This window comes from Bradyrhizobium sp., from assembly GCF_030654605.1.
In the GTDB taxonomy this organism is placed as follows: Bacteria; Pseudomonadota; Alphaproteobacteria; order Rhizobiales; family Xanthobacteraceae; genus Bradyrhizobium.
The window spans coordinates 13,290-32,358 of sequence record NZ_JAURXB010000027.1 but is presented as its reverse complement, the minus strand read 5'-3'; the positions used below and the strand labels follow the sequence as shown (position 1 = coordinate 32,358).

General features: G+C 64.3%; 18 protein-coding genes and 1 pseudogene. 8 read left to right on the top strand and 11 right to left on the bottom strand.

The genetic code is table 11. The features are described 5' to 3' along the window. Positions 1–210, bottom strand: a 210-nt coding sequence (locus Q7U29_RS02885) for a flagellar assembly protein FliX (RefSeq protein ID WP_304738167.1), incomplete at its 3' end; no start/stop codon positions are given. Positions 211–469: 259 nt separating this feature from the next. Here Q7U29_RS02885 and Q7U29_RS02880 point away from each other — a divergent pair. The 4 genes from Q7U29_RS02880 (at position 470) to Q7U29_RS02865 (ending at position 2,980) form a co-directional block, all read left to right on the top strand. Then, complete coding sequence (locus tag Q7U29_RS02880) at positions 470–1,594, top strand: flagellar basal body P-ring protein FlgI (protein ID WP_304738165.1); 1,125 nt, start codon at positions 470–472, stop codon at positions 1,592–1,594. Beyond that, the gene (flgJ, locus tag Q7U29_RS02875; protein WP_304738161.1) at positions 1,594–1,956 is read left to right on the top strand and encodes a flagellar assembly peptidoglycan hydrolase FlgJ; all 363 of its coding nucleotides are present in this window, start codon (positions 1,594–1,596) and stop codon (positions 1,954–1,956) included. The genes Q7U29_RS02880 and flgJ overlap by 1 nt, the downstream gene beginning before the upstream one ends. Before the next feature lie 14 nt (positions 1,957–1,970). Beyond that, entirely contained in the window at positions 1,971–2,462 is a 492-nt protein-coding gene (locus tag Q7U29_RS02870) for a hypothetical protein (RefSeq protein ID WP_304738157.1), read from the top strand. A 152-nt stretch (positions 2,463–2,614) separates the two neighbouring features. Then, the gene (locus tag Q7U29_RS02865) at positions 2,615–2,980 is read left to right on the top strand and encodes a hypothetical protein (RefSeq protein ID WP_304738155.1); all 366 of its coding nucleotides are present in this window, start codon (positions 2,615–2,617) and stop codon (positions 2,978–2,980) included. Positions 2,981–3,037: 57 nt separating this feature from the next. On the opposite strand, the gene Q7U29_RS02860 is transcribed toward Q7U29_RS02865, so the two are convergent. From Q7U29_RS02860 to Q7U29_RS02850, 3 genes are all read right to left on the bottom strand, one after another. Further along, the gene (locus tag Q7U29_RS02860; RefSeq protein ID WP_304738152.1) at positions 3,038–3,409 is read right to left on the bottom strand and encodes a hypothetical protein; all 372 of its coding nucleotides are present in this window, start codon (positions 3,407–3,409) and stop codon (positions 3,038–3,040) included. Positions 3,410–3,426: 17 nt separating this feature from the next. Continuing rightward, positions 3,427–3,792 (bottom strand): flagellar biosynthesis regulator FlaF, encoded by a 366-nt coding sequence (gene flaF / locus Q7U29_RS02855; protein WP_304738150.1) that lies wholly within the window; start codon positions 3,790–3,792, stop codon positions 3,427–3,429. Between the two features lie 201 nt (positions 3,793–3,993). Next, on the bottom strand, positions 3,994–6,366 hold the full coding sequence (locus Q7U29_RS02850; RefSeq protein WP_304738147.1) for a flagellin: 2,373 nt from the start codon (positions 6,364–6,366) through the stop codon (positions 3,994–3,996). A 373-nt stretch (positions 6,367–6,739) separates the two neighbouring features. Here Q7U29_RS02850 and flbT point away from each other — a divergent pair, with 373 nt between their 5' ends. Next, complete coding sequence (gene flbT / locus Q7U29_RS02845; RefSeq protein ID WP_304738144.1) at positions 6,740–7,189, top strand: flagellar biosynthesis repressor FlbT; 450 nt, start codon at positions 6,740–6,742, stop codon at positions 7,187–7,189. Between the two features lie 91 nt (positions 7,190–7,280). Here flbT and Q7U29_RS02840 read toward each other — a convergent pair whose 3' ends face one another. From Q7U29_RS02840 to Q7U29_RS02820, 5 genes are all read right to left on the bottom strand, one after another. Next, complete coding sequence (locus tag Q7U29_RS02840; protein ID WP_304738142.1) at positions 7,281–9,164, bottom strand: flagellar protein; 1,884 nt, start codon at positions 9,162–9,164, stop codon at positions 7,281–7,283. 7 nt (positions 9,165–9,171) lie between these two features. Next, positions 9,172–11,055: a flagellar hook-associated protein FlgK gene (gene flgK / locus Q7U29_RS02835; RefSeq protein WP_304738139.1), complete on the bottom strand. Its 1,884-nt coding sequence runs from the start codon at positions 11,053–11,055 to the stop codon at positions 9,172–9,174. Between the two features lie 37 nt (positions 11,056–11,092). Beyond that, a complete protein-coding gene (locus Q7U29_RS02830; RefSeq protein WP_304738136.1) occupies positions 11,093–12,898 on the bottom strand; it encodes a flagellar hook-basal body complex protein in 1,806 nt (601 codons plus the stop codon). Positions 12,899–13,116: 218 nt separating this feature from the next. Next, positions 13,117–13,617 carry a peptide-methionine (R)-S-oxide reductase MsrB gene (gene msrB / locus Q7U29_RS02825; RefSeq protein WP_304738133.1) on the bottom strand — a complete coding sequence of 167 codons (501 nt, stop codon included), beginning with the start codon at positions 13,615–13,617 and terminating at the stop codon, positions 13,117–13,119. Between the two features lie 118 nt (positions 13,618–13,735). Next, complete coding sequence (locus Q7U29_RS02820; protein WP_304738130.1) at positions 13,736–15,190, bottom strand: FAD-binding oxidoreductase; 1,455 nt, start codon at positions 15,188–15,190, stop codon at positions 13,736–13,738. Positions 15,191–15,300: 110 nt separating this feature from the next. On the opposite strand from Q7U29_RS02820, the gene Q7U29_RS02815 reads away from it, so the two are divergent. Both Q7U29_RS02815 and Q7U29_RS02810 read left to right on the top strand, forming a co-directional pair. Beyond that, the gene (locus Q7U29_RS02815) at positions 15,301–15,840 is read left to right on the top strand and encodes a histidine phosphatase family protein (protein ID WP_304738127.1); all 540 of its coding nucleotides are present in this window, start codon (positions 15,301–15,303) and stop codon (positions 15,838–15,840) included. Positions 15,841–15,909: 69 nt separating this feature from the next. Beyond that, positions 15,910–16,335 (top strand): annotated as a pseudogene (locus tag Q7U29_RS02810) (universal stress protein). Positions 16,336–16,395: 60 nt separating this feature from the next. Here Q7U29_RS02810 and Q7U29_RS02805 read toward each other — a convergent pair. Further along, positions 16,396–16,641, bottom strand: a complete 246-nt coding sequence (locus tag Q7U29_RS02805) for a DUF1127 domain-containing protein (protein ID WP_304738125.1) — start codon at positions 16,639–16,641, stop codon at positions 16,396–16,398. 184 nt (positions 16,642–16,825) lie between these two features. Here Q7U29_RS02805 and Q7U29_RS02800 point away from each other — a divergent pair, with 184 nt between their 5' ends. Further along, the gene (locus Q7U29_RS02800) at positions 16,826–18,175 is read left to right on the top strand and encodes a PLP-dependent aminotransferase family protein (protein WP_304738123.1); all 1,350 of its coding nucleotides are present in this window, start codon (positions 16,826–16,828) and stop codon (positions 18,173–18,175) included. 203 nt (positions 18,176–18,378) lie between these two features. Here Q7U29_RS02800 and Q7U29_RS02795 read toward each other — a convergent pair whose 3' ends face one another. Further along, positions 18,379–18,972: a YdcF family protein gene (locus Q7U29_RS02795; RefSeq protein WP_304738122.1), complete on the bottom strand. Its 594-nt coding sequence runs from the start codon at positions 18,970–18,972 to the stop codon at positions 18,379–18,381. Between the last annotated feature and the right edge of the window lie 97 nt (positions 18,973–19,069).

Below are 19,069 nucleotides of genomic sequence, written 5' to 3'. Positions count from 1 at the left end.
CTGCACCGAACGTTTGCGGCGCTCGGTGGGATCCTCGACACCCTGCAGCGCCAGCAGCGCATCGATGTTGCCGGCCGCTTTCGGCGGGGCGGCGGAGCGGGTCTCAGCCGCCGTGGCCGCCTCCGGCAGCGAAAAACCAGTCGACGAGCTTCGCTTGGCGTTGCCGGCAGAGCTCCCGAGAGTGGTGCCGGTCGGTCCATAGATGCGCATGATTTGGTCTCGCGGTGTAAGCGGCAGCATCGCCTCCCCGTGGTTAACGAAACGTGAATCGCCCGGCAGAATTTGCCGGGGAGCGGCAGTTTCGCCGCCGCCGCGTTCCGGGCGGCGCGGTGAGTTACGGAAATTATCTCGCTAAATCAATGCGATATTCGAAACATCGACGTGGCACAGGGTTCGCATAGGTATTGCCGGATCGCCGTCATGGGAGTGATGCGCGGATCCGGATCAGAGACCTCGCGGGGAGCAGAGGATGCCAGGCGTTCATTCGGCAAGCGTTTTTCAGATGGCCTGCGCCGCGCTTTTGGCGCTGGTGCTGTCGTCCATGTCAGCCGGCGCGACCTCCCGGATCAAGGATCTCGCCAATATCGAGGGCGTGCGGCAGAATCAGCTGATCGGCTACGGCCTCGTCGTCGGCCTCAACGGCACCGGCGACACCTTGAACAACATCCCCTTCACCAAGCAGTCGCTGCAGGCGATGCTCGAGCGCATGGGCGTCAACATCCGCGGCGCCACCATCCGCACCGGCAACGTCGCCGCCGTGATGGTGACCGGCAACCTGCCGGCGTTCGGCACCCAGGGCACAAGGATGGACGTCACCGTCTCCGCGCTCGGCGATTCCAAGAATTTGCAAGGCGGCACCCTGCTCGTCACCCCCTTGCTCGGCGCCGACGGCAACGTCTATGCGGTGGCGCAGGGCTCGGTCGCGGTCGCCGGTTTTGCCGCCGAAGGCGCTGCCGCCAGCGTGGTGCGCGGCGTGCCGACCGTCGGCCGCATCGCCAACGGCGCCATCATCGAGCGCGAGATCGAATTCGCGCTCAACCGCCTGCCCAATGTGCGCCTGGCGCTGCGCAACGCCGATTTCACCACCGCCAAGCGCATTGCCGCCGCGGTAAACGACTTCCTCGGCGCCAAGACCGCCGAGCCGATCGACCCCTCCACCGTGCAGATGAGCATCCCGGCCGAATTCAAGGGCAACGTCGTCGCCTTCCTGACCGAGATCGAGCAGTTGCAGGTCGAGCCGGATCTCGCCGCCAAGATCGTGATCGACGAACGCTCCGGGATCATCGTGATGGGCCGCGACGTCCGCGTCGCCACCGTCGCGGTGGCGCAGGGCAACCTCACCGTTTCGATTTCCGAAAGCCCGCAGGTGAGCCAACCGAATGCGTTTGCGCGCGGACGAACCGTGGTGACGCCGAACTCCAGCGTCAAGGTCACCGAGGACGGCAAGAAATTCGCGCTGGTCAAGGACGGCGTGTCGCTGCAACAGCTGGTCGACGGCCTCAACGGCCTCGGCATCGGCCCGCGCGACCTGATCAGCATCCTGCAGGCGATCAAGGCCGCCGGCGCGATCCAGGCCGACATCGAGGTGATGTGATGCCGAACGGCCTGATCAACCCGACCGCCAGCAGCACCTCGGCCAAGGCCGCGATGCCGACGCGCTACGGCCGCCCGGACTATCAGCTTGCGGAAGCCCTGACCAAGGTATCGCCGCAGGCGCAAGCCAAGGCCAAAGCCTCGTCGCAGGACTTCGAAGCGGTGTTCCTGAATTCGATGTTCTCGCAGATGACCGCCGGCATCAAGGGCGAAGGCCCGTTCGGCGACACCAAGAGCACCGGCGTGTGGCGCTCGATGCTGACCGACCAATATTCGAAGAACTTCGCCAAGGCCGGCGGCATCGGCGTTTCCACCGAAGTCTATCGCACGCTGATTCTGCAGCAAGCCAACCGCGCCGGCTAATCAGGGGATCCGACATGAACCAGCAAGCTCCACGGCCGCAGGCACCCGCCCCGATTCCGGCCGCCTCGACGCCCGCCGAGGCCCGCAAGCTCGCCGAATATCTGTTGGAAGCGATGAACACGCTGCTTGGCGTCATCGAGCGCGAAACCGAACTGGTGCGCGCCGGCAAGGTGCGCGAGGCGATGATGCTGGAGACGCATAAATCGGAGCTGTCACGCCGCTACGTCGGCGCGGTCGCGCATCTGAAAGCCAGCCAGAAATATCTGACGCAGAACGCGCCAGAACTGCTGACCTCGCTGCATCGCCATCACGACACCTTTCGCGCCATGCTGCAGGTCAACCTCACGGTACTGGCTACCGCGCACGCGGTGTCGGAAGGCATCGTGCGCGGCGTCAACACCGAGATCCAGCGCCGCAATATTCCCAACACCTACACCGCGGCCGGACAGCGCGCGCAGCCGGGACGGGTCAACCTCACGCCGCTGGCGGTCAGCCGCTCGCTCTGAGCGCGCCGAACTGCAGACAATTTTCATCAAACTGCCGCGCCGGTTTCAGCGCGGAATTCATCGCGTTTTCTAACTCAGTGTTGAGAGGTCTCCGGCATAGTTGCGTCCGACGAGGGGTTGGGATTTGACTCGAAGCAAGCCAGGAGGCTGCCATGAGTATGGATTTCAACATCAAACCGGTGGGGGCACCGGTTGCCACACCGGTCGCTCCGCCCGTGAGCGAAGCGGCCAACCATGCGGTCGCAACCGAACTGCCGTCGCCGCAGAGCGTCACGGTCGTGGACGCCAGCGTACGCGCGCGCGTCGATTCCGGCGTCGGGACCCCTTCGGTATCGCATCAGGTGGTAATCGATCGGGCTGCGGCGTCGATCGTCTATCAGGTGGTCGACGAGAAGACGAGCCTCGTGGTACGGCAATTTCCCGAAGAGGCGATACTGCGCCGCCGCGCCTATTTCCACAGCCTGGACCAGAGCAAGGGCACGCCGACCCGGATGCTCGCCACCGACCGCAAGATTTGAGCTGGCAGGATTTGAGCTGGAAAGGCCCGAGAAGGACCTGAACCAAAGCGGCCTGCCCTAGCGGGTCGACGACTGTTTGGCGTAAGCCGTATCGAGCAGTGTTGCGCCGGTCGAGGGATCGGTGATGACGTTCTTGATTTCCGCCGTCCCGATCTTGGTCAGCTTGAATTTCGTATCGCCGATCCGGAACGCGTTGTCCTTGATCAGGACATCGGCGTATTTATTGGTGCCGCCGCTCTGGTACTGCACCTTGGCGCGAAAGCCGGTGACGTTCGAGACCGAGATCTTGAACGTCTTGTTGTCGGGATATTTCCCGGTCCAGTCGCCCTGGAAGAGCTTGGCATCGACCGGGACATACGGCGTCTTCGACGGAATCGTCGCTCCCACGGTCTTGTAGTTGGCCGACAGGATAGAGAGAACGTCAGCCATTTACCGCTCCGTTGCCATCAGCCGCGGCCTGACAGGCCTGCCGCGAGATTGCAATTGATGTCGATCAAGGATTTCAGCTTGGCCGGATCCGGGTTCAGCTGCATTTCCACGGTCTGGTTCATCACGAACACGCCGATATTGGCGATCTTCTGCCTGACATCCGCGGGCTGCGGATTCTCCTGGTTGGTCACCGAGCTCATGAAAATCGACCACAGCCGGCGATTGAACAGAAGCGCTTCGTGCAGGTTCTTGTCGGGGCCGGTCCAGTTGTCCTGCACGTCACGAAGTTGCCGTGCGGCCTTCAGCAGCGCCTGCGCCTCGATTTCGCGGGGAGATGACGTGGTCTGGGAGGTACGCGCATACGCCTGGGCTGCATTGGACATTCATAACCTCGAAGGAAGCGGTTCGCACGACCGCGGGGGGCTTTGTGACTGCCCATCTTTCATACAGAGCGCGCCTTTAAATATGGTTATCGAGCGTTACCAAATGCGTCGGGAACCTGGCAAAAGACCAGCCGGGATTCGGCCAAGAAAAAAGCGGCGGGGTTGCCCCCGCCGCCTCGGTTTTCGTGCTCGGCGCCCGACTTAGCGCAGCAGCTGCAGCACGCTCTGCTGCGACTGGTTGGCCAGCGCCAGCGCGGACACCGCGATCGACTGGCGGGTGGACAGCGCCTGGCTGTTCGCCGCTTCCTCGTTGGTGTCGGCCAGCGTCAGGTTGGACGAGCCGGTCTGCAGCACGTTGATCAGGTTCTTCGAGAAGTCCTGACGGATCTGCACGATCGACAGGTTCGAACCGAAGGCCGATGCCTGCGAGCGCAGCGCGGTAGAGGCGGCGTTCAGGGAGGTCAGGACCTTGTTCGTCGACGAATTGTCGATGAAGTCGGTGCCCTGGACCAGCGAGGAGAGGCCGAGACCCGCCGGGTCGAAGTTGACGCCGGTGATGTTGAGCGTCGACTTGCCGGTTTCGTTGAACACCAGCTTCAGCGCATCGCCATTGAGCAGGTTGACGCCGTTGAAGGACGAGTCCTGCGCCGTGGTCTTGATCTGGTCGATGGTCTGGTTGTACTGGGCAACCAGGCTGGCGCGGGTGGCCTGCGAGTTCACATCCACAACCGTGTTGACGACCGACACGCCCGCAAAGGCCGCGCCCGGGTCGGTAGCCGTTCCACCGATCGCCCCAATGTTGTACGAAGCAGCATTGTTGGTGGTGGTCAGGGTGATCTGGCCGGTGGTGTTGATCGAAGCCTGAAGATTGTTCGCCGCCAGCGCCGTGTTCAGGTCGTTCAGGTTGGAGATCTGACCAGAAGCAGAGCCGAAGGTGATGTTGGTCGCGACGCCGCCGCCGGTCGCAGCGACCGTCAGCGTCTTGCCCGAGAGGCCGGGGTTGGCAGGCGTGCTTGCCGCCGTGGTGCCGGCGACGAGGCCGAGCTTGGCCAGGCCGCTGCCACCGATGACCAGAGCGGCCGTGGTGCCCGCATTGAGCGTCACCTTGCCGCCATTGACAGACGAACCGGTGCCGCCGCTATCGACATCGATCCGGGCCACGACGTCGGCCACGGTTGCAGTGGCGATGTCGAAATAGGTGGTGTTGGCAGCGATGCCGGCCGCACCGCCCGTGCTCGAGTCAAAGAACGCGAGGTTCTTGCCGTTGACCGTGATGGTATCGCTCGTGGTGAAGTTGCTGGTCAGCGAGTTGGTGCCGACAGCCCCCTTCAGCGCGGTCGCGCCGGTGATCTGCGCGGCGGTTGCCGGAGCGGACGTACGCGTGATCGTGCCCGCGCTCAGGCCGATCTTGGCCAGGCCGGTGCCGCTGGTGACAATGTCAGCGCCGGTACCCGTCGACAGGGTGAAAGCACCGCCGACAAGCGTCGAAGAACCGCCGCTCAGCGTGTCGATCGAAGTCTTCAGGTTGTTGATCGTGGCGCTCGCGAGATCGAGATAGATGTCGCCGAACACGGGAGAGGCGGGAGCCGGGACGGCATTGCCCGTGTCGAAGAAGTGAATCGTCTTGCCGTTGACGGTGATCGTGTCCGACGTCGTCAGCGCGTTCGCAAGCGCGTCAGACGACGGGCTCGCAGCGCCGGCCAGCAACGTCGCGGTCGTGATCGGAGCCGGGGCCGTAGCCGCGTTGGTACGGGCATAGGTGCCGGGGGTTAAGCCAAAATCGCCAGCAGCCGTTCCGCCGATGATCAGGTCAGCACCGGTGTTACCGGTGATCTGGAAGCCACCGGCATTGAGCGTGGCACTGCCGCCAGACGCAGTACCGAGCTTGGCGAGGACCGAGGTGAGGTTATCGTCAAGGGCGACATGGGTGGCGTCCGAGAGACCGCCCGCGGCGGTGATGGTGATGGTGGTCGAGCCGACGATGAGGGTCTCGCCAATGGCCGGCGGCGACGTCAAAGCGCTGACGAGCGTGGCACCGCTTGCGGCACCCGCGGCCGCGCCATTGTAGACCGGCGCAACGTAAGCACCGAGGTGGTTGTTGTTGATCACGGTGCCGGTCGGGCCGACGCTCGAAGTGTAGGTCTGCGACACGTTGTTGACGAGCACGGAACCGTTGACCGAGCTGGTCACCTGAGCCGTGGTGCCGAGCAGGTTGGCCGCGGTTGCGCTCGAAGTCGCGCTGGTCACGGTCGACTTGGCGTAACCGACGGTGGTCTGCAGCGCCTGGTTGGCGATCGACTTCGCGCTGTCGACCAGCTTCTGCAGCGAGGTGATGCCGGTGTTGGCCGCCTGCAGGACCTGCACGCCGCTGCCGATACCATCGAGCAGGTTGTTGATGTCGCTGGCGCGCGAATCGAGCGAAGACGCCGTGAAGAAGTTGGTCGGGTTGTCGAGGGCCGAGTTGACCTTCTTGCCGGTGGCAAGGCGATTTTGCGTGGTGGCGAGCAAATCGGCGGTCGACTGCAGGGAGAGGAGGTTCTGGCGAACCGAGGACGAAAGAACAATGCCGGACATGTTCATACCTTTCTGGTGTGAAACTGGACTGCGAACGCGCTCCAATCTTTTTTGATCGGGCGACGGCTCACCTTGGAACCAAGCTTCTAAGAAAAAATGAATCGTTACCGACAAAAAACGAGGTGGCGGCAGCACGAAACGGCTAGGTCGGCGACGACTTACTCAGCAATACTACTGATACGACGGCACATCCTGCATGCCGGCCAAAAACGGCGGAAATTTCCGTTTACCAATGGTTAACCATAATCGGAAAGGATTGCGGCCGGAGCGGCCAAAACACGACCGACCCGCCTCTGGCGCTAATCAAGGCCGACACTCATTTGAAATTCGCGGTAACGAAAGCCTGCGCGAGAGGCGGCAACGGAGAACGTGAATGGCCCTAAAAGTTGAGCTGAAGCCGAACGAGCGGATCATCATCGGCGCCTGCGTGGTCACCAACACCGACCAGCGCGCCAGGCTGCTGATCGACGGCGACAGGATTCCGATCCTGCGCGAGAAGGACATCCTGACGCCCGACACGGCGGACACGCCGGCCAAGCTGGTCTATCTCGCCGTGCAGCTGATGTATCTGTCGCCGGATCCGATGGCGCATCATCCGACCTATTTCAGCCTGGTGCGCGACATCCTGAGCGCCATGCCGAGCGCCTGGCCCTTCATCGAAGGGATCAACAATCACATCCTGAACGGCGATCTGTATCACGCGCTGAAGGAATCGAAAAAACTGATCGGCCATGAAGAAAGGCTGATTCAGAATGCGAGAGACCTCCAGGCTTCCGATGCCGCGGCCGAGACCGCCGCCGAGACCGAACGCAAATCGGCGTAACGCAGCACAACTCCGGCACGCAAAGAAAGAAGGCCTCCGACAAGGAGGCCTTTGGCGTTTCGGCAGGACTGAAACCGATCACTGATACCGATCAGAGATACTTCAGCAGGCTGGTCTGGTAGAGCGTCGCGGTGGTCTGATACGAAGCCTGCAAGGAAGTCTGCAGCGCCAGAATCTTGGTGGCCACCTCTTCGGTCGATATGCCCTCGATCGAGTCGAGCATGGCCTGCGCCATCCCCTTCAGCTGGGTCTGCCGATCGGTCGTCGATTTCACCGCGTGCTGCGCGCCGGCAAACTCCGCCTGGATATCCTGCAGCGACTGGTAGCCGGTCTGTGGCGCGAGATTGGCTCCGATGCGCTGACTGAGCGCGGTGCTCTGGCCGCTGGCGTTCGGATTGGCGGCATCGGTCGTAACGGCGGCATACGCCGCGACGTTCTTCAGCAGATGCCGGAAAGCCTGCTCGTCGGCGCGCGCGCCATACTGAACGGTGATCGATTGGTCGACGCGCGCGACCGCGGTGCCCCGAGCTGAATCGGAACCGGCTTCGCCGGTGTACCAGATCACGGTGTCGGCGGCCGTTCCGGCCACCAGGGTCGTCGCCGTATTGTATGGCGGGCCGCCGACCCGCAGCGGCGCCGGGCTTGCGGTCACCGTGGCGCCGAAGCCGAGCGCCGCGAACGCGGCGGTATTCGAGCTCGTGACCGTCAGATCGCTGGCGTTGCCGCCATGCAGCGTGATCACTCCGCCGTTGATCGTCGATGGACTGGTGGTGCCCGTGATCGAATCGATCTTCTGCATCAACGCCTGAACGCTGTCGGTGACGTTGAGCTGGTTTCCGGTGGCGCCGGAGGCAACGAACGTGATCGGCGTGCCGTTGACGGTGATGGTGTCGCCAGCGGCGAAGTCGGTAGCCAGCGAATCCGTTGCCGCGGCGCCGGACAGCAGCGTTGCGCCCGTGATCGGCGCCGGGACCGTATCCTTGTTGTTGACGGCGCTGCCCGAGATCGTTGCGGATGCATTGAAGAAATTATCCGCCGCCTGGATCGCGGACGCCGCGACCAGCGCGGTGTCGGCCAGCTTCTGTATCGACGTGGTCAGCGTGGCCTGCAAATTCACCGTAGTGGCAGCGGTATCGACGCCGATCTGGAAAGTGCCCGCCGCTGGCGGCGTGGTCGTCGTCGTCAGCGCCGTCAGCTCGATCGACTCCATGGTGCCGTCTGGAAGCTTGAAATTGAACTTGACCTTCTCGCCGTTGTTCGGATTGACGGCGCCGAGATCGACCGTCGTCGCCGGCGGGGCGCCGGCCGGCTGCGCGATGGTAGCGCCAGTCAGCGTCGAACTCACCGACGAGAGCTTGAAGCCGAACGCCGAACCGTCTTCGGCGACGCTGGTGACGGTTGTCGTCAGCGGCGGCGCCGTGACGGCGAGACGCCCCATTGGGGCAGCGCCAGGTCCCTGATCGGCCTGCCTGCGTTCGCTGATCATCTGCGTCAGACCGGCCTGGCTTCCGATGCCATAGAGCATATCGTTGGCAGGCACCGTCGCAGGCCTGTCGGTGGCACGTCCCGAAAACAGGAAGCGGTCGCCGGACTGGGTGTTGAGCATGGAGATGGCATTGGCGAACGCGGCCTGCGCCGTGATCTGGGCGGAGGTCTGGCCGTTGTTGTTGAGCACGATGGTCGAGGAAGCCGACGCAGCCTTGACCGAACTGCCGACACTCGACAGCCCCTGCAGCGAAAGGTTCGCGACGTTGATACGGGTCTGGACGTTGTTCGCGCTGTCCGCATAGGCGTTGATGTTGGCGATCTGCGCGCGCAGGCCGAGCGCAAACGCCCGGTCGGGGCCCTGCCCCGCATAGGTGGTGGAAACCTTGCCGGTGGAGAGCTGCGTCTGCAGGTCGTCGAGCTGCCCCCTGAGATCGAGGATCTGCGCGCCGATATAGGATGTCTTGCCGCTTACGCCGACGATTGACATGAAGGCCTCACATTGCCGCGATCAGCACGTCGTACATGTCCTTGACCGTGGACATGACGCGTGCGTTTGCCGAATAGGAATTCTGCAGCGCCAACAGATGCGCCATCTCGTCGTCGATGTTGACGCCCGAAGTCGCGTTCATCTTGTTCTGCAGGGTGTTGAGAACGACTTCCTGGCCGTCCGCCAGCAACGCCGCGGAGCTCGCGGCTTCGCCTTGCATGCTGATCACCTGCCGGACGAAATTCAGCAGCGTGCCGGTGAACGGTGTTCCGGTGGTGCCGATGCCGCTCTCCGGCGAATACCGGTAGCTGCCGGTCATCAACTGGTTGAGGATGAAATCGGAGCGCTCGGTATCGCCGGCGGCGGTGAGCGGACTGGTCGAGTAAACGATGGTGCGGGAGGGATCGCCGATCAGCGCCCCGTTGACACTGATGCGGCCGGCGAGACCCGTCTGCTGCGCGCCGGTGGCGGTCAAGGCCCCGGTATAAGCTACGCCACCATCGGTAAACAGCGGAAGCTGGGCGCTGCCGCTGGTGAGCGACGACACCGTCCTGGTGACGGACGCCGCGGTGACATCCACCCGGTTCGTGGCGCCGTCATCGAGCACGCGCAGCGTCGATCCCGACGGATTCGAGAACTGCAGGCTGGCGCTGGCGCCAAGCGCTGCGTTGAGCTGGGTAACGACGGAGGCCATGCCGCCGGAGAAATCGATGCCGAGCACTTCGTCTTTCGGATCCAGCGTCGCATTATTGCTCAGCGGCAATATGCTGGGATCGTCGACCCGCATGATCGAAAGATTGTGCGTGAGGCCGGTGATGTTGTCCTTGTAGGTGATATGCGCGACGTTGCCGGTCTGCACACCCGCCAGATCGAGATCGAAGCCGGCCTGCGGCAATGCGCTGGCAGGGGCTGCGACGGCGGTCGTGGTCTGGTCCGACAGCGCGCTCGACATCGACGCGGCGAACTGATCGATCTGCGCCTGCGCCTTTACCAGCGAGTTGTCGCGCAATTCGAGATAGGCGGCGAGCTTGCCCGAGCGGATCGCGTTGGTGGCGACCAGATCGTAGCTGCCGCCATGCGGAAAATCGATGGTGATGGTGCCGACATTGTTCTTCAACGGATTCGGATCGTACAGCGTGTTCGGCGTCATCGTGCCCTGCGGATTGAAGGACAGCTGCGCCGCCTCGGTTCCCACCAGCTGCACGCCGGAATTGGTGAACAGCGTCACCTGGTTGAGGTTGTTGGTGACGACGCGAATGTCCATCAGCTGCGACATCTGATCGATGTACTGATCACGCTGATCGAGCAGCGACGCCGTCGCGGCATCGGTCCGGCCGTTGTTCTGCAACTGGTTGTTGATGAGCGCGATCTGCTTCAGCGCGTTGTTCGCGACGTTGATGGAATCGTTGATTCCGGTTTCAGCATTGGCGCGCAGGTTCTGGATACCTTGCGTCGTGGCATTGAGTTGCTGCGCCAGCGCCTGTGCGGCATTGACGACGCCGATTCGCGCCGACGCCGAGTCCGGGCTGGTCGACAGTCCCTGCACCGCCGTCGTCAGTTTGTTGAATGCGTCCTCGATGGTGCCGGCCGAATCCGGATTGCCGTATACCGACTGCAGATTGGCGAGATAGGTGGAACGGACCTGGGCATACGACGCGCCGGAGGTTTCGGTGCGGATCTGGGTCTGCAGATACTGATCGAGCTCGCGGTTGACGCCGTTGATGCGTACGCTGGAGCCGAAGTCGCCGGTGACGCCGGTGATCTGATTGAGCGTCTTGCGGGCATAGCCAGGCGATTCCGCGTTGGCGACGTTCGACGAAACAAGCGCAAGGGACGCCTGCGTTACGCGCAGGCCCGACATCGCGGTTGCAAGTGCTTGACCCAGACTCATGACATACTACCCATCTTGGATCGATCGCGGACCGCGACTATCGCAGCACGTTCAGGAGATCCTGCACCATCGTGTTGGAGGTGGTGATGACCTTGGTGTTCGCCGAATAGGCCTGCTGGGTGACGATCAGCTTGGTGAACTCGTCGGCGATGTCGGTGTTGGATCCCTCGAGCGACGAGCCGACTATGGCGCCGCCTTTGCCGTACAGCGCTTGTCCGGATCCGTCGGTCGCCTCGAAGGCGCCGCCGTCGGCGCGCTTGAGGAAGTTGGTGCCGTTGAAACTGGCCAGCGTGATTTCGGCGAGATCGAGATTTCGGCCGTTCGAGTAATTGCCGACGATGCGGCCGTTGGTGGAGACGCCGACCGACTGCAGCTGGCCGGCCGGAAAGCCGTCCTGCTGGATCTGGTTGACCTGCACGTTGCCATTCGCGTCGGCGAACTGCGTTATGCCGCCGCTGCCGAACACCACCACCGGGCTTCCGATCGACAGGCCGTTGACCGTGGCGTTGGTCAGGGTGATGGACGCGATCTGCGGGGTCATCTGGCCGCTGGGCGAAAACGTGAAGTTGGTATTGATGTTCTGCCAGGCGACGTTGGTGCCGGTTGCGTTGGGGTTGACCTGATAGAACATGTTCCAGGTGTCGGTGTGACCAACTCCGAGAGAGACGGAGTCGACCTTGCCCCAGCGAAACTGCAGATTCACCGGCGCGCCGGACACGTCGTACGTGGTCACCGCGCCGCCGGCGATCGTCTGATTGAGGAACGTCGAGTTGTCCTGGCCGATCACCTGGCCGGTTCCGATGGTGCCGCCGCCGGTACGCAGCGCCGTCGCGGTGCCGGTGAAGCCGAGTGCTGCAAATGCGCTGGAGTTCGAACTGGTGACCGAGAGATCGGCAAGCGTGCCTGAATGCAGCGTGATGGCGCCGCCGGAGATCGAGGATGGGATGGCGGTGCCGGTGATCGAGTCGATTTTCGTCAACAGCGTCGAGATACTGTCGGTGATGTTGAGCTGGTTGCCGACGGCGCCCGCCGCCACGAAGGTGACGACGGTGCCGTTGATCGTGACGGTGTCGCCGACGGCGAAATTGGCGCTGAGCGAATCGCTGGGTGCCGCGCCCGACAGCAAGGTCGCGCCGGTGTTGGCCACTGCCGGCGCGGCCTTGTTGACCTGGACGGTGCCGCCCGTGGTCGCATCGACATAGGGGGCGGCGGGCGTTCCCACCACCAGGGGATTATAGCCGGCGCTGAACGAGGCCGGAGCCAGCAATTCCGATCCCTGGACCGACTTGTCGTGAGCGGTGGTCAGCGGATAGCTGGCGAGGTTGGCGCGATACTCGATCTTGGTGGTTTCCTGCGCCGGCAGGAAGTCGTTCTGGAATTTCAGGACCTGCGGCGAACTGCCGGTCAGGTTGCCGGTGGTCGGATCGACCGGAACGCCTTGCAGGAAGTAGCCGGCGCCGTTGACCAGATAACCGCTCTTGTCGATCTGGAAATCGCCGCGGCGGGTGTAGCGGTCGACGCCGTCGAACACCGGCGCGCCGTCGGTGAAGGTTCCGGGCTTCTGCACCGAGAAGAAGCCCGAGCCGTTGATGGCCATGTAGGTGGCGACCGATGCGGACTGCACGTCGCCCTGCACCGTATTGGTGCTGCGCGAACTGGTGGTGACGCTTCCGGAGAGCTGGTTGGTCAGCCCGGTCGACGGAATGAGATCGAGAAAACTGGTATCGATGCGCTTGAACGCCGTGGTCTGCGAATTGGCGATGTTGCCCGAGATGTTTTCCAGTGCGTACGACTCCGCGCGCAAGCCGCCCACGGCCGTCGTAAGAGCGCCGAAGATACCCATGACATTTTCTCCAAATTCGATCCGGGCGGCCCGCCGGTGCCTGGAAAACCATGGCCGCTATCGAAGGAGAGTGTCGCAAGCACCGTGCCAGATAGTAAAATCTAGCAGAATCAATCGCTTGAATGAAAAGCCCCGGTCCAGGGACCGGGGCACAATTGCCGGGACGGGCAACAATTGCCGGGCCCAAGGGGTCGGCACGGGGCCTACACGGGGCCGGGTCAGCTCGCCGACGCGGCCGCCGGCTTGAACACCATGCCAAAGCCGTCGATGCAGTAGCGCAGGCCGGTCGGCTTCGGTCCATCGTCGAAAACATGACCGAGATGACCGCCGCAGCGACGGCAATGCACTTCGGTCCGCAGCATCCCGAGGGTTCGGTCTTCGGTCTTGCCGAGGGCGTTCTCCAGCGGCTGATAGAAACTCGGCCAGCCGGTGCCGCTCTCGTATTTGGTTTCCGACGAGAACAGCGGCAGGTCGCAGCCGGCGCAGGCAAAGATGCCCTTGCGCTTTTCCTTCAGGAGCGGGCTGGATCCCGGGCGTTCGGTGCCGTGCTTGCGCAGGATCTCGTATTGCTGCGGCGTCAGCTGCGCGCGCCATTCCGCATCGGTCTTCTCGACCTCGAATTTCTCCGCGGCATTGGCCGGGGTGGATCGCAGCCAGCGGAAGGCGGCGAGGCCAAAAAGGCCGGCGACGGACGCGAGCAGGATACGGCGGTCGAACATGATTGGTCTCCGTGGCGCGAAACAGGACTGGTTTCACCGCTAGATACGGGGGGCTGCGATCAAAGTTACACGGAACCGGAGCGAAATTTCTCACTTTGTTGCGAGAAGGGCCCCTTCCCTACGGCTGGGATGGCGGCCCCTCGGCGTCGGCAGCCGGTGCCGCGGGACGCTCCGGACGCGGGCGGCCAGGCTGCGGCCGGCGCGGCTGCGGTCCCCGCGTTCCGGCCTGCCGGTTGGCCTCGGCCAGCCGCGCCTCGCGGATGCGCTCCTGCACCCGGGCTTTTTCCCGGTAGCGGGCCAGTGCGCCGGCGGCGGCGGAACTTCCCCGCCCCCACAACCCGATGACATGTCCGGCGACCCGGCCGGTCGTGCCGCCCGCCCAGACCAGTTCGAACGGCGAAAACAACCGCCAGCGCTCGTCGCCCCACAGGATGCTGCGCGCGATCAGCATTCCCGCCATCGCGGTCGTGTTCAGGCCGTGACGGCCGAAGCCGCTGGCGACCCACAGGCCTTTGCGCAGCTGGCCGATCTGCGGCATGCCGTGCACGGTCTCGCCGACCACGCCGCCCCATGTCTCGGATATCCCGACCTTGCCGAGTTGCGGAAAGATGGTGCGGATCCGGCGGGCAATGGCGGGCGCAAAACGCTCGGGCCGCGCCGACCAGGTGGTTTCGGGACTGGCCCACATCAACCGGTCGCCCTCGACGATACGAAAGTGGTCGACGCCGTCGCTGTCGCTCACCGATCCCTGAAACGTCATGGCGTCGGCCAGCCGCTCGCCGAGCGGTTCGGTCACCGCGGCGTAGCGCCAGACCGGCAGCAGCGTTTCCGACAGCCGCCGCAGCGGCGCGCCGAGATGGACGTTGCCGGCGAGCACGATATGCGACGCGCGCAACCGCGCCGACGGCGTCACGATACGCTTGCGGATGCCCGAGGGATCGATGCTGACGACCGGCGTGTCCTCGAAGATCCGCGCCCCCGCCCGCCGAGCCAGCGCGGCGAGGCCATGGAGATATTTGCGGCCGTCGACCTGAAACGCCCTCGGGTAATATACGCCGTGGAAATAGTGATTGGTCTTGACCTCGGCGCGGACGCGGTCGACCTGCCAGCCCTCGACTTCGGTATCGAAGTCCTCGCCGAGCATCTGCAGCCGGCTGATCAGGGCATCGCCGGCCTCGACGTTGGAGACTTCCAGCGCGCCCTCGCTCAGCGCAATCCCCGGCATCTGCGCTTCGGTCGCGTTGGCCCGGACATAGTCCGCGCCTTCCTTCGACAGCGACCACAGTTCGCGGGCGTCTTCTAAACCGATGCGCGCGATCAGCTCGCCGAGCGCAAGTCCGTAGCCCGGCATCACCGTGCCGAGTTGATGGCCCGACGCGTTCCAGCCGACATGGCGGCCCTCGAGCACTGCGACGCTGGCGCCGAGCCGCGCCGCCTCCAGCGCCACCGTGAGGCCGGCAAGCCCCGCCCCGACCACGCAGATATCGACGTCCAGATCGAACGACAGCCGCGAGCGCGCCGGCGTGCCGGCGGCGTCCGCTCCGTTGGTCGCGCTTGTGAAAGTCCCGTCCATATCGTTTTCTTAGGGACCGATCGGGCGCTTGTCACCTTGTCTTGTCACCTCGTTCTGGGCATGAGCTTGTAGACCAGTCCGAAAGGCCCGAAACGAATCGAGATTGCGCCATGCGCCGTTTGTTGCTGCTGCGTCACGCCAAGACCGAGAACGACGCACCGTCGGGCCGCGATCAGGACCGCCGGCTGGACAAACGCGGCCTGGTCGATGCCGCCGAGATCGGCGGCTGGATCGGGCGGCATCCGCCGTTTCCCGAGTCCGTGCTGGTTTCGCCGGCAGTCCGGGCCAACCAGACCTGGGACATCGCCTGGGAGGCGATGAAGGGCCTGATGCCGCCGCCGCAGGTGGAGTTCGTGCCGGACATCTACGGCGCCGATCCGGCGCAGCTGCTGGAAGCCGTCCATGCCGCTGTGGCGACCGACCCGAAGGTCCTGATGCTGGTCGGGCACAATCCCGGCATGCATGAACTGGCGCTGATGCTGGCCGGCAGCGGCGACGCCGCCGGGCGCAAGGAGCTCGGCGACAATCTGCCGACCTCGGGTCTGGCGATATTCGACTTCGAGATCGACGACTGGAGCGACGTGGCATTCCGCCGGGGACGGCTGGCCAAATTCGTCAGCCCGAGGCTGCTGCGAGCTGAAGGTTGTTGAAGCAGACGTCAGGCGACTGAGGCGGCGATCTGGTTTTGTGCTAGGCTGATCGCGACCACGGAGGCGCAGATGTTCAAATCCATTCTCGTGCCGATCGATCTCGCCGATACCGACCTGGCGAAGGGAGCGATTGCGACGGCGGCGACGCTGTCGCAGACCTGGAACGGCATGGTGCGGCTGCTCAACGTCCTGCCGATGACGCCGGTGATGCTGGCGTAATACGTGCCGGCCGATTTCGATGCCCAGCAGCGCGACACTTCCGCGGAGGCGCTCCAGATCGTGGCGCAGGAATCCGGCATCGAGCCGTCCCGCATCTCCACCGTGGTGCGGCAGGGCGGCATCTATCACGAGATCCTGGAGGAAGCCGCGGCGATGAAGGCCGACCTGATCGTGATGACGTCGCACCGGCCGGCGATGCGCACCTATTTTCTCGGCTCCAATGCCGGCCATGTCGTGCGCTACGCCAAGTGCTCGGTGCTGGTGGTGCGGCACTGAGGGCCGGCCGCGACCCATATTCGCGAAAACGAGCCCATGCAAAGATACGAATAGCTGCAATTACAACGGCTTGCGCATCCGCCCCATATCCGGATTGAAGGCGCCGCCGACCGCCGCCTCGATCTGGCTGCGCACCAGGCCGATGTCGCGCAATTCGCGGTCATCCCGCTCCAGCAGCGCGCGGATCGCCGCCCGGCGCTCCAGATAGCCGGCCAGCGCCACGGCACCACGGCCGATCCAGCGGACCCATCCGCCCGATTGAACGGATATCGCCGGTTGGGTTCCGGCAGAGGAAATCATCGTCATTGTCGTCTCCAGCAGGCTTCCGCACGGCAAAGGGGTACCGTCGGCGCAGACGCTGCTTGCAGCGGCGGCACCTGGAATGACCTCGGAGCGCTTTGGCTAACCTCGGTGCAATCGCGGCGTTGATAGATCTTAAATGATCCTGTAGATGTATCGGTGCAAGCAAAACATTGCTCTCGGTGCAATAATGTCGAAATTCGAATACGCCAAGCTCGCCGATGCCGTCGCCGCCGAGATCGCCAGCGGCGTCCTCAAGCCCGGCGACCGCCTGCCGCCGCAGCGAACCTTTGCCTATGAGCGCAAGATCGCGACCTCGACGGCGAGCCGGGTCTACACCGAGCTGTTGCGCCGGGGCCTGGTGGTCGGCGAAGTCGGGCGCGGCACGTTCATTTCAGGCGAAGCGCGCCGGGGCGCTGCCGCGACCACCGAGCCGCGCGGCGCCAGGATCGATCTGGAATTCAACTATCCGATGCTGCCGGCGCAATCGGCCCTGATCAGCAAGAGCCTGGAGGGACTGAACCGGCCGGAGGCGCTCGAACTCGCGTTGCGGCAGGCGACCAGCACCGGAACGCTGGCGCTTCGAAAAGTCGCCGCGGATTATCTCACCCGGCAGAACAACGATTGGTCGCCCAGACCCGAGCAGATGGTGTTCACCGCCAACGGCCGGCAATGCATTGCCGCCGCATTGGCCGCGGTGGTGCCGGCCGGCGGCCGCTGCGGCGTCGAGGCCCTGACCTATCCGTTCATCAAGGGCATCGCCGCCCGGCTCGGCGTCACGCTGGTGCCGCTGGCGATGGATGAACACGGCGTGCGTCCGGACGCCGTGCAAAAGGCCCATCGCGAGGCGCATCTGTCGGCGATCTACGTTCAGCCCGTGATTCAGAATCCGCTTGGCATCACCATGCCCGCCGCGCGCCGCGCCGATCTGTTGCGCGTGGTCGAAAAACTCGATCTCGTCATCATCGAGGACGCGGTCTATTCCTTTCTCGACGACGAGCCGCCGCTGGCGGCGCTGGCGCCGGACCGTTGCGTGGTGCTGGACAGCCTTTCCAAGAAAGTGGCGCCCGGGCTGTCGCTCGGCTTCATCGTTGCGCCGCCGCGGCTGCGCGAAAACGTCATGGCGGCGGTGCGCTCGGGCGGCTGGACCGCGGCGGGATTTGCCCTCGCCGCCGCGCAACAGCTGATGGCCGACGGCACCGCGGCCGAACTGGCGCGGCTGAAACGGATCGATGCGCAGGCGCGCCAGAAAATCGCGGTGGCCTGCCTGGCCGGCCTCGAGATCCAGACCAATCCCAAATCCTACCATCTGTGGCTGACCTTGCCGTCGCACTGGCGCTCGCAGACCTTCGTCGCCGCCGCCGCGCGGCGCGATATCGCGCTGACGCCATCGACGACCTTCGCCGCCAGCCCCGGCCATGCGCCGAACGCGGTGCGGCTGGCGCTGGCGGCGCCGCCGATCGACCAGCTCGAAGCCGCGCTGCGCACGCTGGCGGGGATGCTGGGTTCGACGGAAGAGGATTTTGATTTGACGGAGTAGCGCCCGCCCCACTCCACTCCCTCATGGTGAGGAGCGCGTCATGCAGCGCCCTTGCGCTGCAGGGCGCGCGTCTCGAACCATCTGGCACATCGCCTGCTGCCATCCTTCGAGACGCCGCGCGAAGCGCGCGCGGCTCCTCAGGATGAGGTTGAACTTGTTGAAGCGCGACAACCTCATGCACCGGATGACCGCGTCCGTCGCCCTCACGTCACCGGCCACTCCGCGATGAAACCCTTCGCCAGGTAGGGCTCGATCTTGTCCCATTCGCGCAGCATCCGGATCCGGAATTCGGGATCGGTGTGCCAGAGCGCGCGCGGCGTGGCAAAGCTGTCGACCGTGACCAGCATCTTCTCCACCTCGGGCCAGTGCCGCTGCAGCGTCATCGGGTAGCGGCGCGCGGTCCAGCTGTTGCCGAGGCAGATCACGCTGCGGATATTTTTCAGCCCGAGTGCGGCGTCGATCACCGGCAGCGAGAAGATCACGTTCTCGCCGGTGTTCAGGGCGCGGTGCTCCTCCAGGATCATCTCCGCCGGGATGCCGCGCGCCACCATCGCCGGCTTGATGATGGCGCATTCCGAAAGTTTTGAACCCGGCGTGATGCCGCCGCTGACGATGGCCCAGCGAAAAGTGCCGGCGCGCCACAGCCGGACGGCTTCATCGACCCGGCGTTCGACATCCTCGCGGGTGCCGAACACGAACAGGAGATCGGCTGATATGATCGGGGTGTCGATCAGGTGCCTGGCATTGATCACGGCGATTTCGGCCGCGTCCGGCAATCGATGATGTCGGTCTTTCACATTCCGCTCCCTCATGGTGAGACGCGCGCCGCCAATGAAACAAATACCGCCGTCATCGCCCGGCCTCGACCGGGCGGCCCAGTAATACAGAGGCGCT

What these genes read in the sequence shown, in the direction of transcription:
- msrB (WP_304738133.1), bottom strand. Translation starts at nt 13,617, where the DNA reads ATGTTCGACCGCCGTATCCTGCTCGCGTCCGTCGCCGGCCTTTTTGGC.
- flbT (WP_304738144.1), top strand. Translation starts at nt 6,740, where the DNA reads ATGGCCCTAAAAGTTGAGCTGAAGCCGAACGAGCGGATCATCATCGGC.
- Q7U29_RS02830 (WP_304738136.1), bottom strand. Translation starts at nt 12,898, where the DNA reads ATGGGTATCTTCGGCGCTCTTACGACGGCCGTGGGCGGCTTGCGCGCG.
- Q7U29_RS02815 (WP_304738127.1), top strand. Translation starts at nt 15,301, where the DNA reads ATGCGCCGTTTGTTGCTGCTGCGTCACGCCAAGACCGAGAACGACGCA.
- Q7U29_RS02865 (WP_304738155.1), top strand. Translation starts at nt 2,615, where the DNA reads ATGAGTATGGATTTCAACATCAAACCGGTGGGGGCACCGGTTGCCACA.
- Q7U29_RS02840 (WP_304738142.1), bottom strand. Translation starts at nt 9,164, where the DNA reads ATGTCAATCGTCGGCGTAAGCGGCAAGACATCCTATATCGGCGCGCAG.
- flgJ (WP_304738161.1), top strand. Translation starts at nt 1,594, where the DNA reads ATGCCGAACGGCCTGATCAACCCGACCGCCAGCAGCACCTCGGCCAAG.
- Q7U29_RS02850 (WP_304738147.1), bottom strand. Translation starts at nt 6,366, where the DNA reads ATGTCCGGCATTGTTCTTTCGTCCTCGGTTCGCCAGAACCTCCTCTCC.
- flaF (WP_304738150.1), bottom strand. Translation starts at nt 3,792, where the DNA reads ATGTCCAATGCAGCCCAGGCGTATGCGCGTACCTCCCAGACCACGTCA.
- Q7U29_RS02805 (WP_304738125.1), bottom strand. Translation starts at nt 16,641, where the DNA reads ATGACGATGATTTCCTCTGCCGGAACCCAACCGGCGATATCCGTTCAA.
- Q7U29_RS02800 (WP_304738123.1), top strand. Translation starts at nt 16,826, where the DNA reads ATGTCGAAATTCGAATACGCCAAGCTCGCCGATGCCGTCGCCGCCGAG.
- Q7U29_RS02820 (WP_304738130.1), bottom strand. Translation starts at nt 15,190, where the DNA reads ATGGACGGGACTTTCACAAGCGCGACCAACGGAGCGGACGCCGCCGGC.
- Q7U29_RS02860 (WP_304738152.1), bottom strand. Translation starts at nt 3,409, where the DNA reads ATGGCTGACGTTCTCTCTATCCTGTCGGCCAACTACAAGACCGTGGGA.
- Q7U29_RS02880 (WP_304738165.1), top strand. Translation starts at nt 470, where the DNA reads ATGCCAGGCGTTCATTCGGCAAGCGTTTTTCAGATGGCCTGCGCCGCG.
- flgK (WP_304738139.1), bottom strand. Translation starts at nt 11,055, where the DNA reads ATGAGTCTGGGTCAAGCACTTGCAACCGCGATGTCGGGCCTGCGCGTA.
- Q7U29_RS02870 (WP_304738157.1), top strand. Translation starts at nt 1,971, where the DNA reads ATGAACCAGCAAGCTCCACGGCCGCAGGCACCCGCCCCGATTCCGGCC.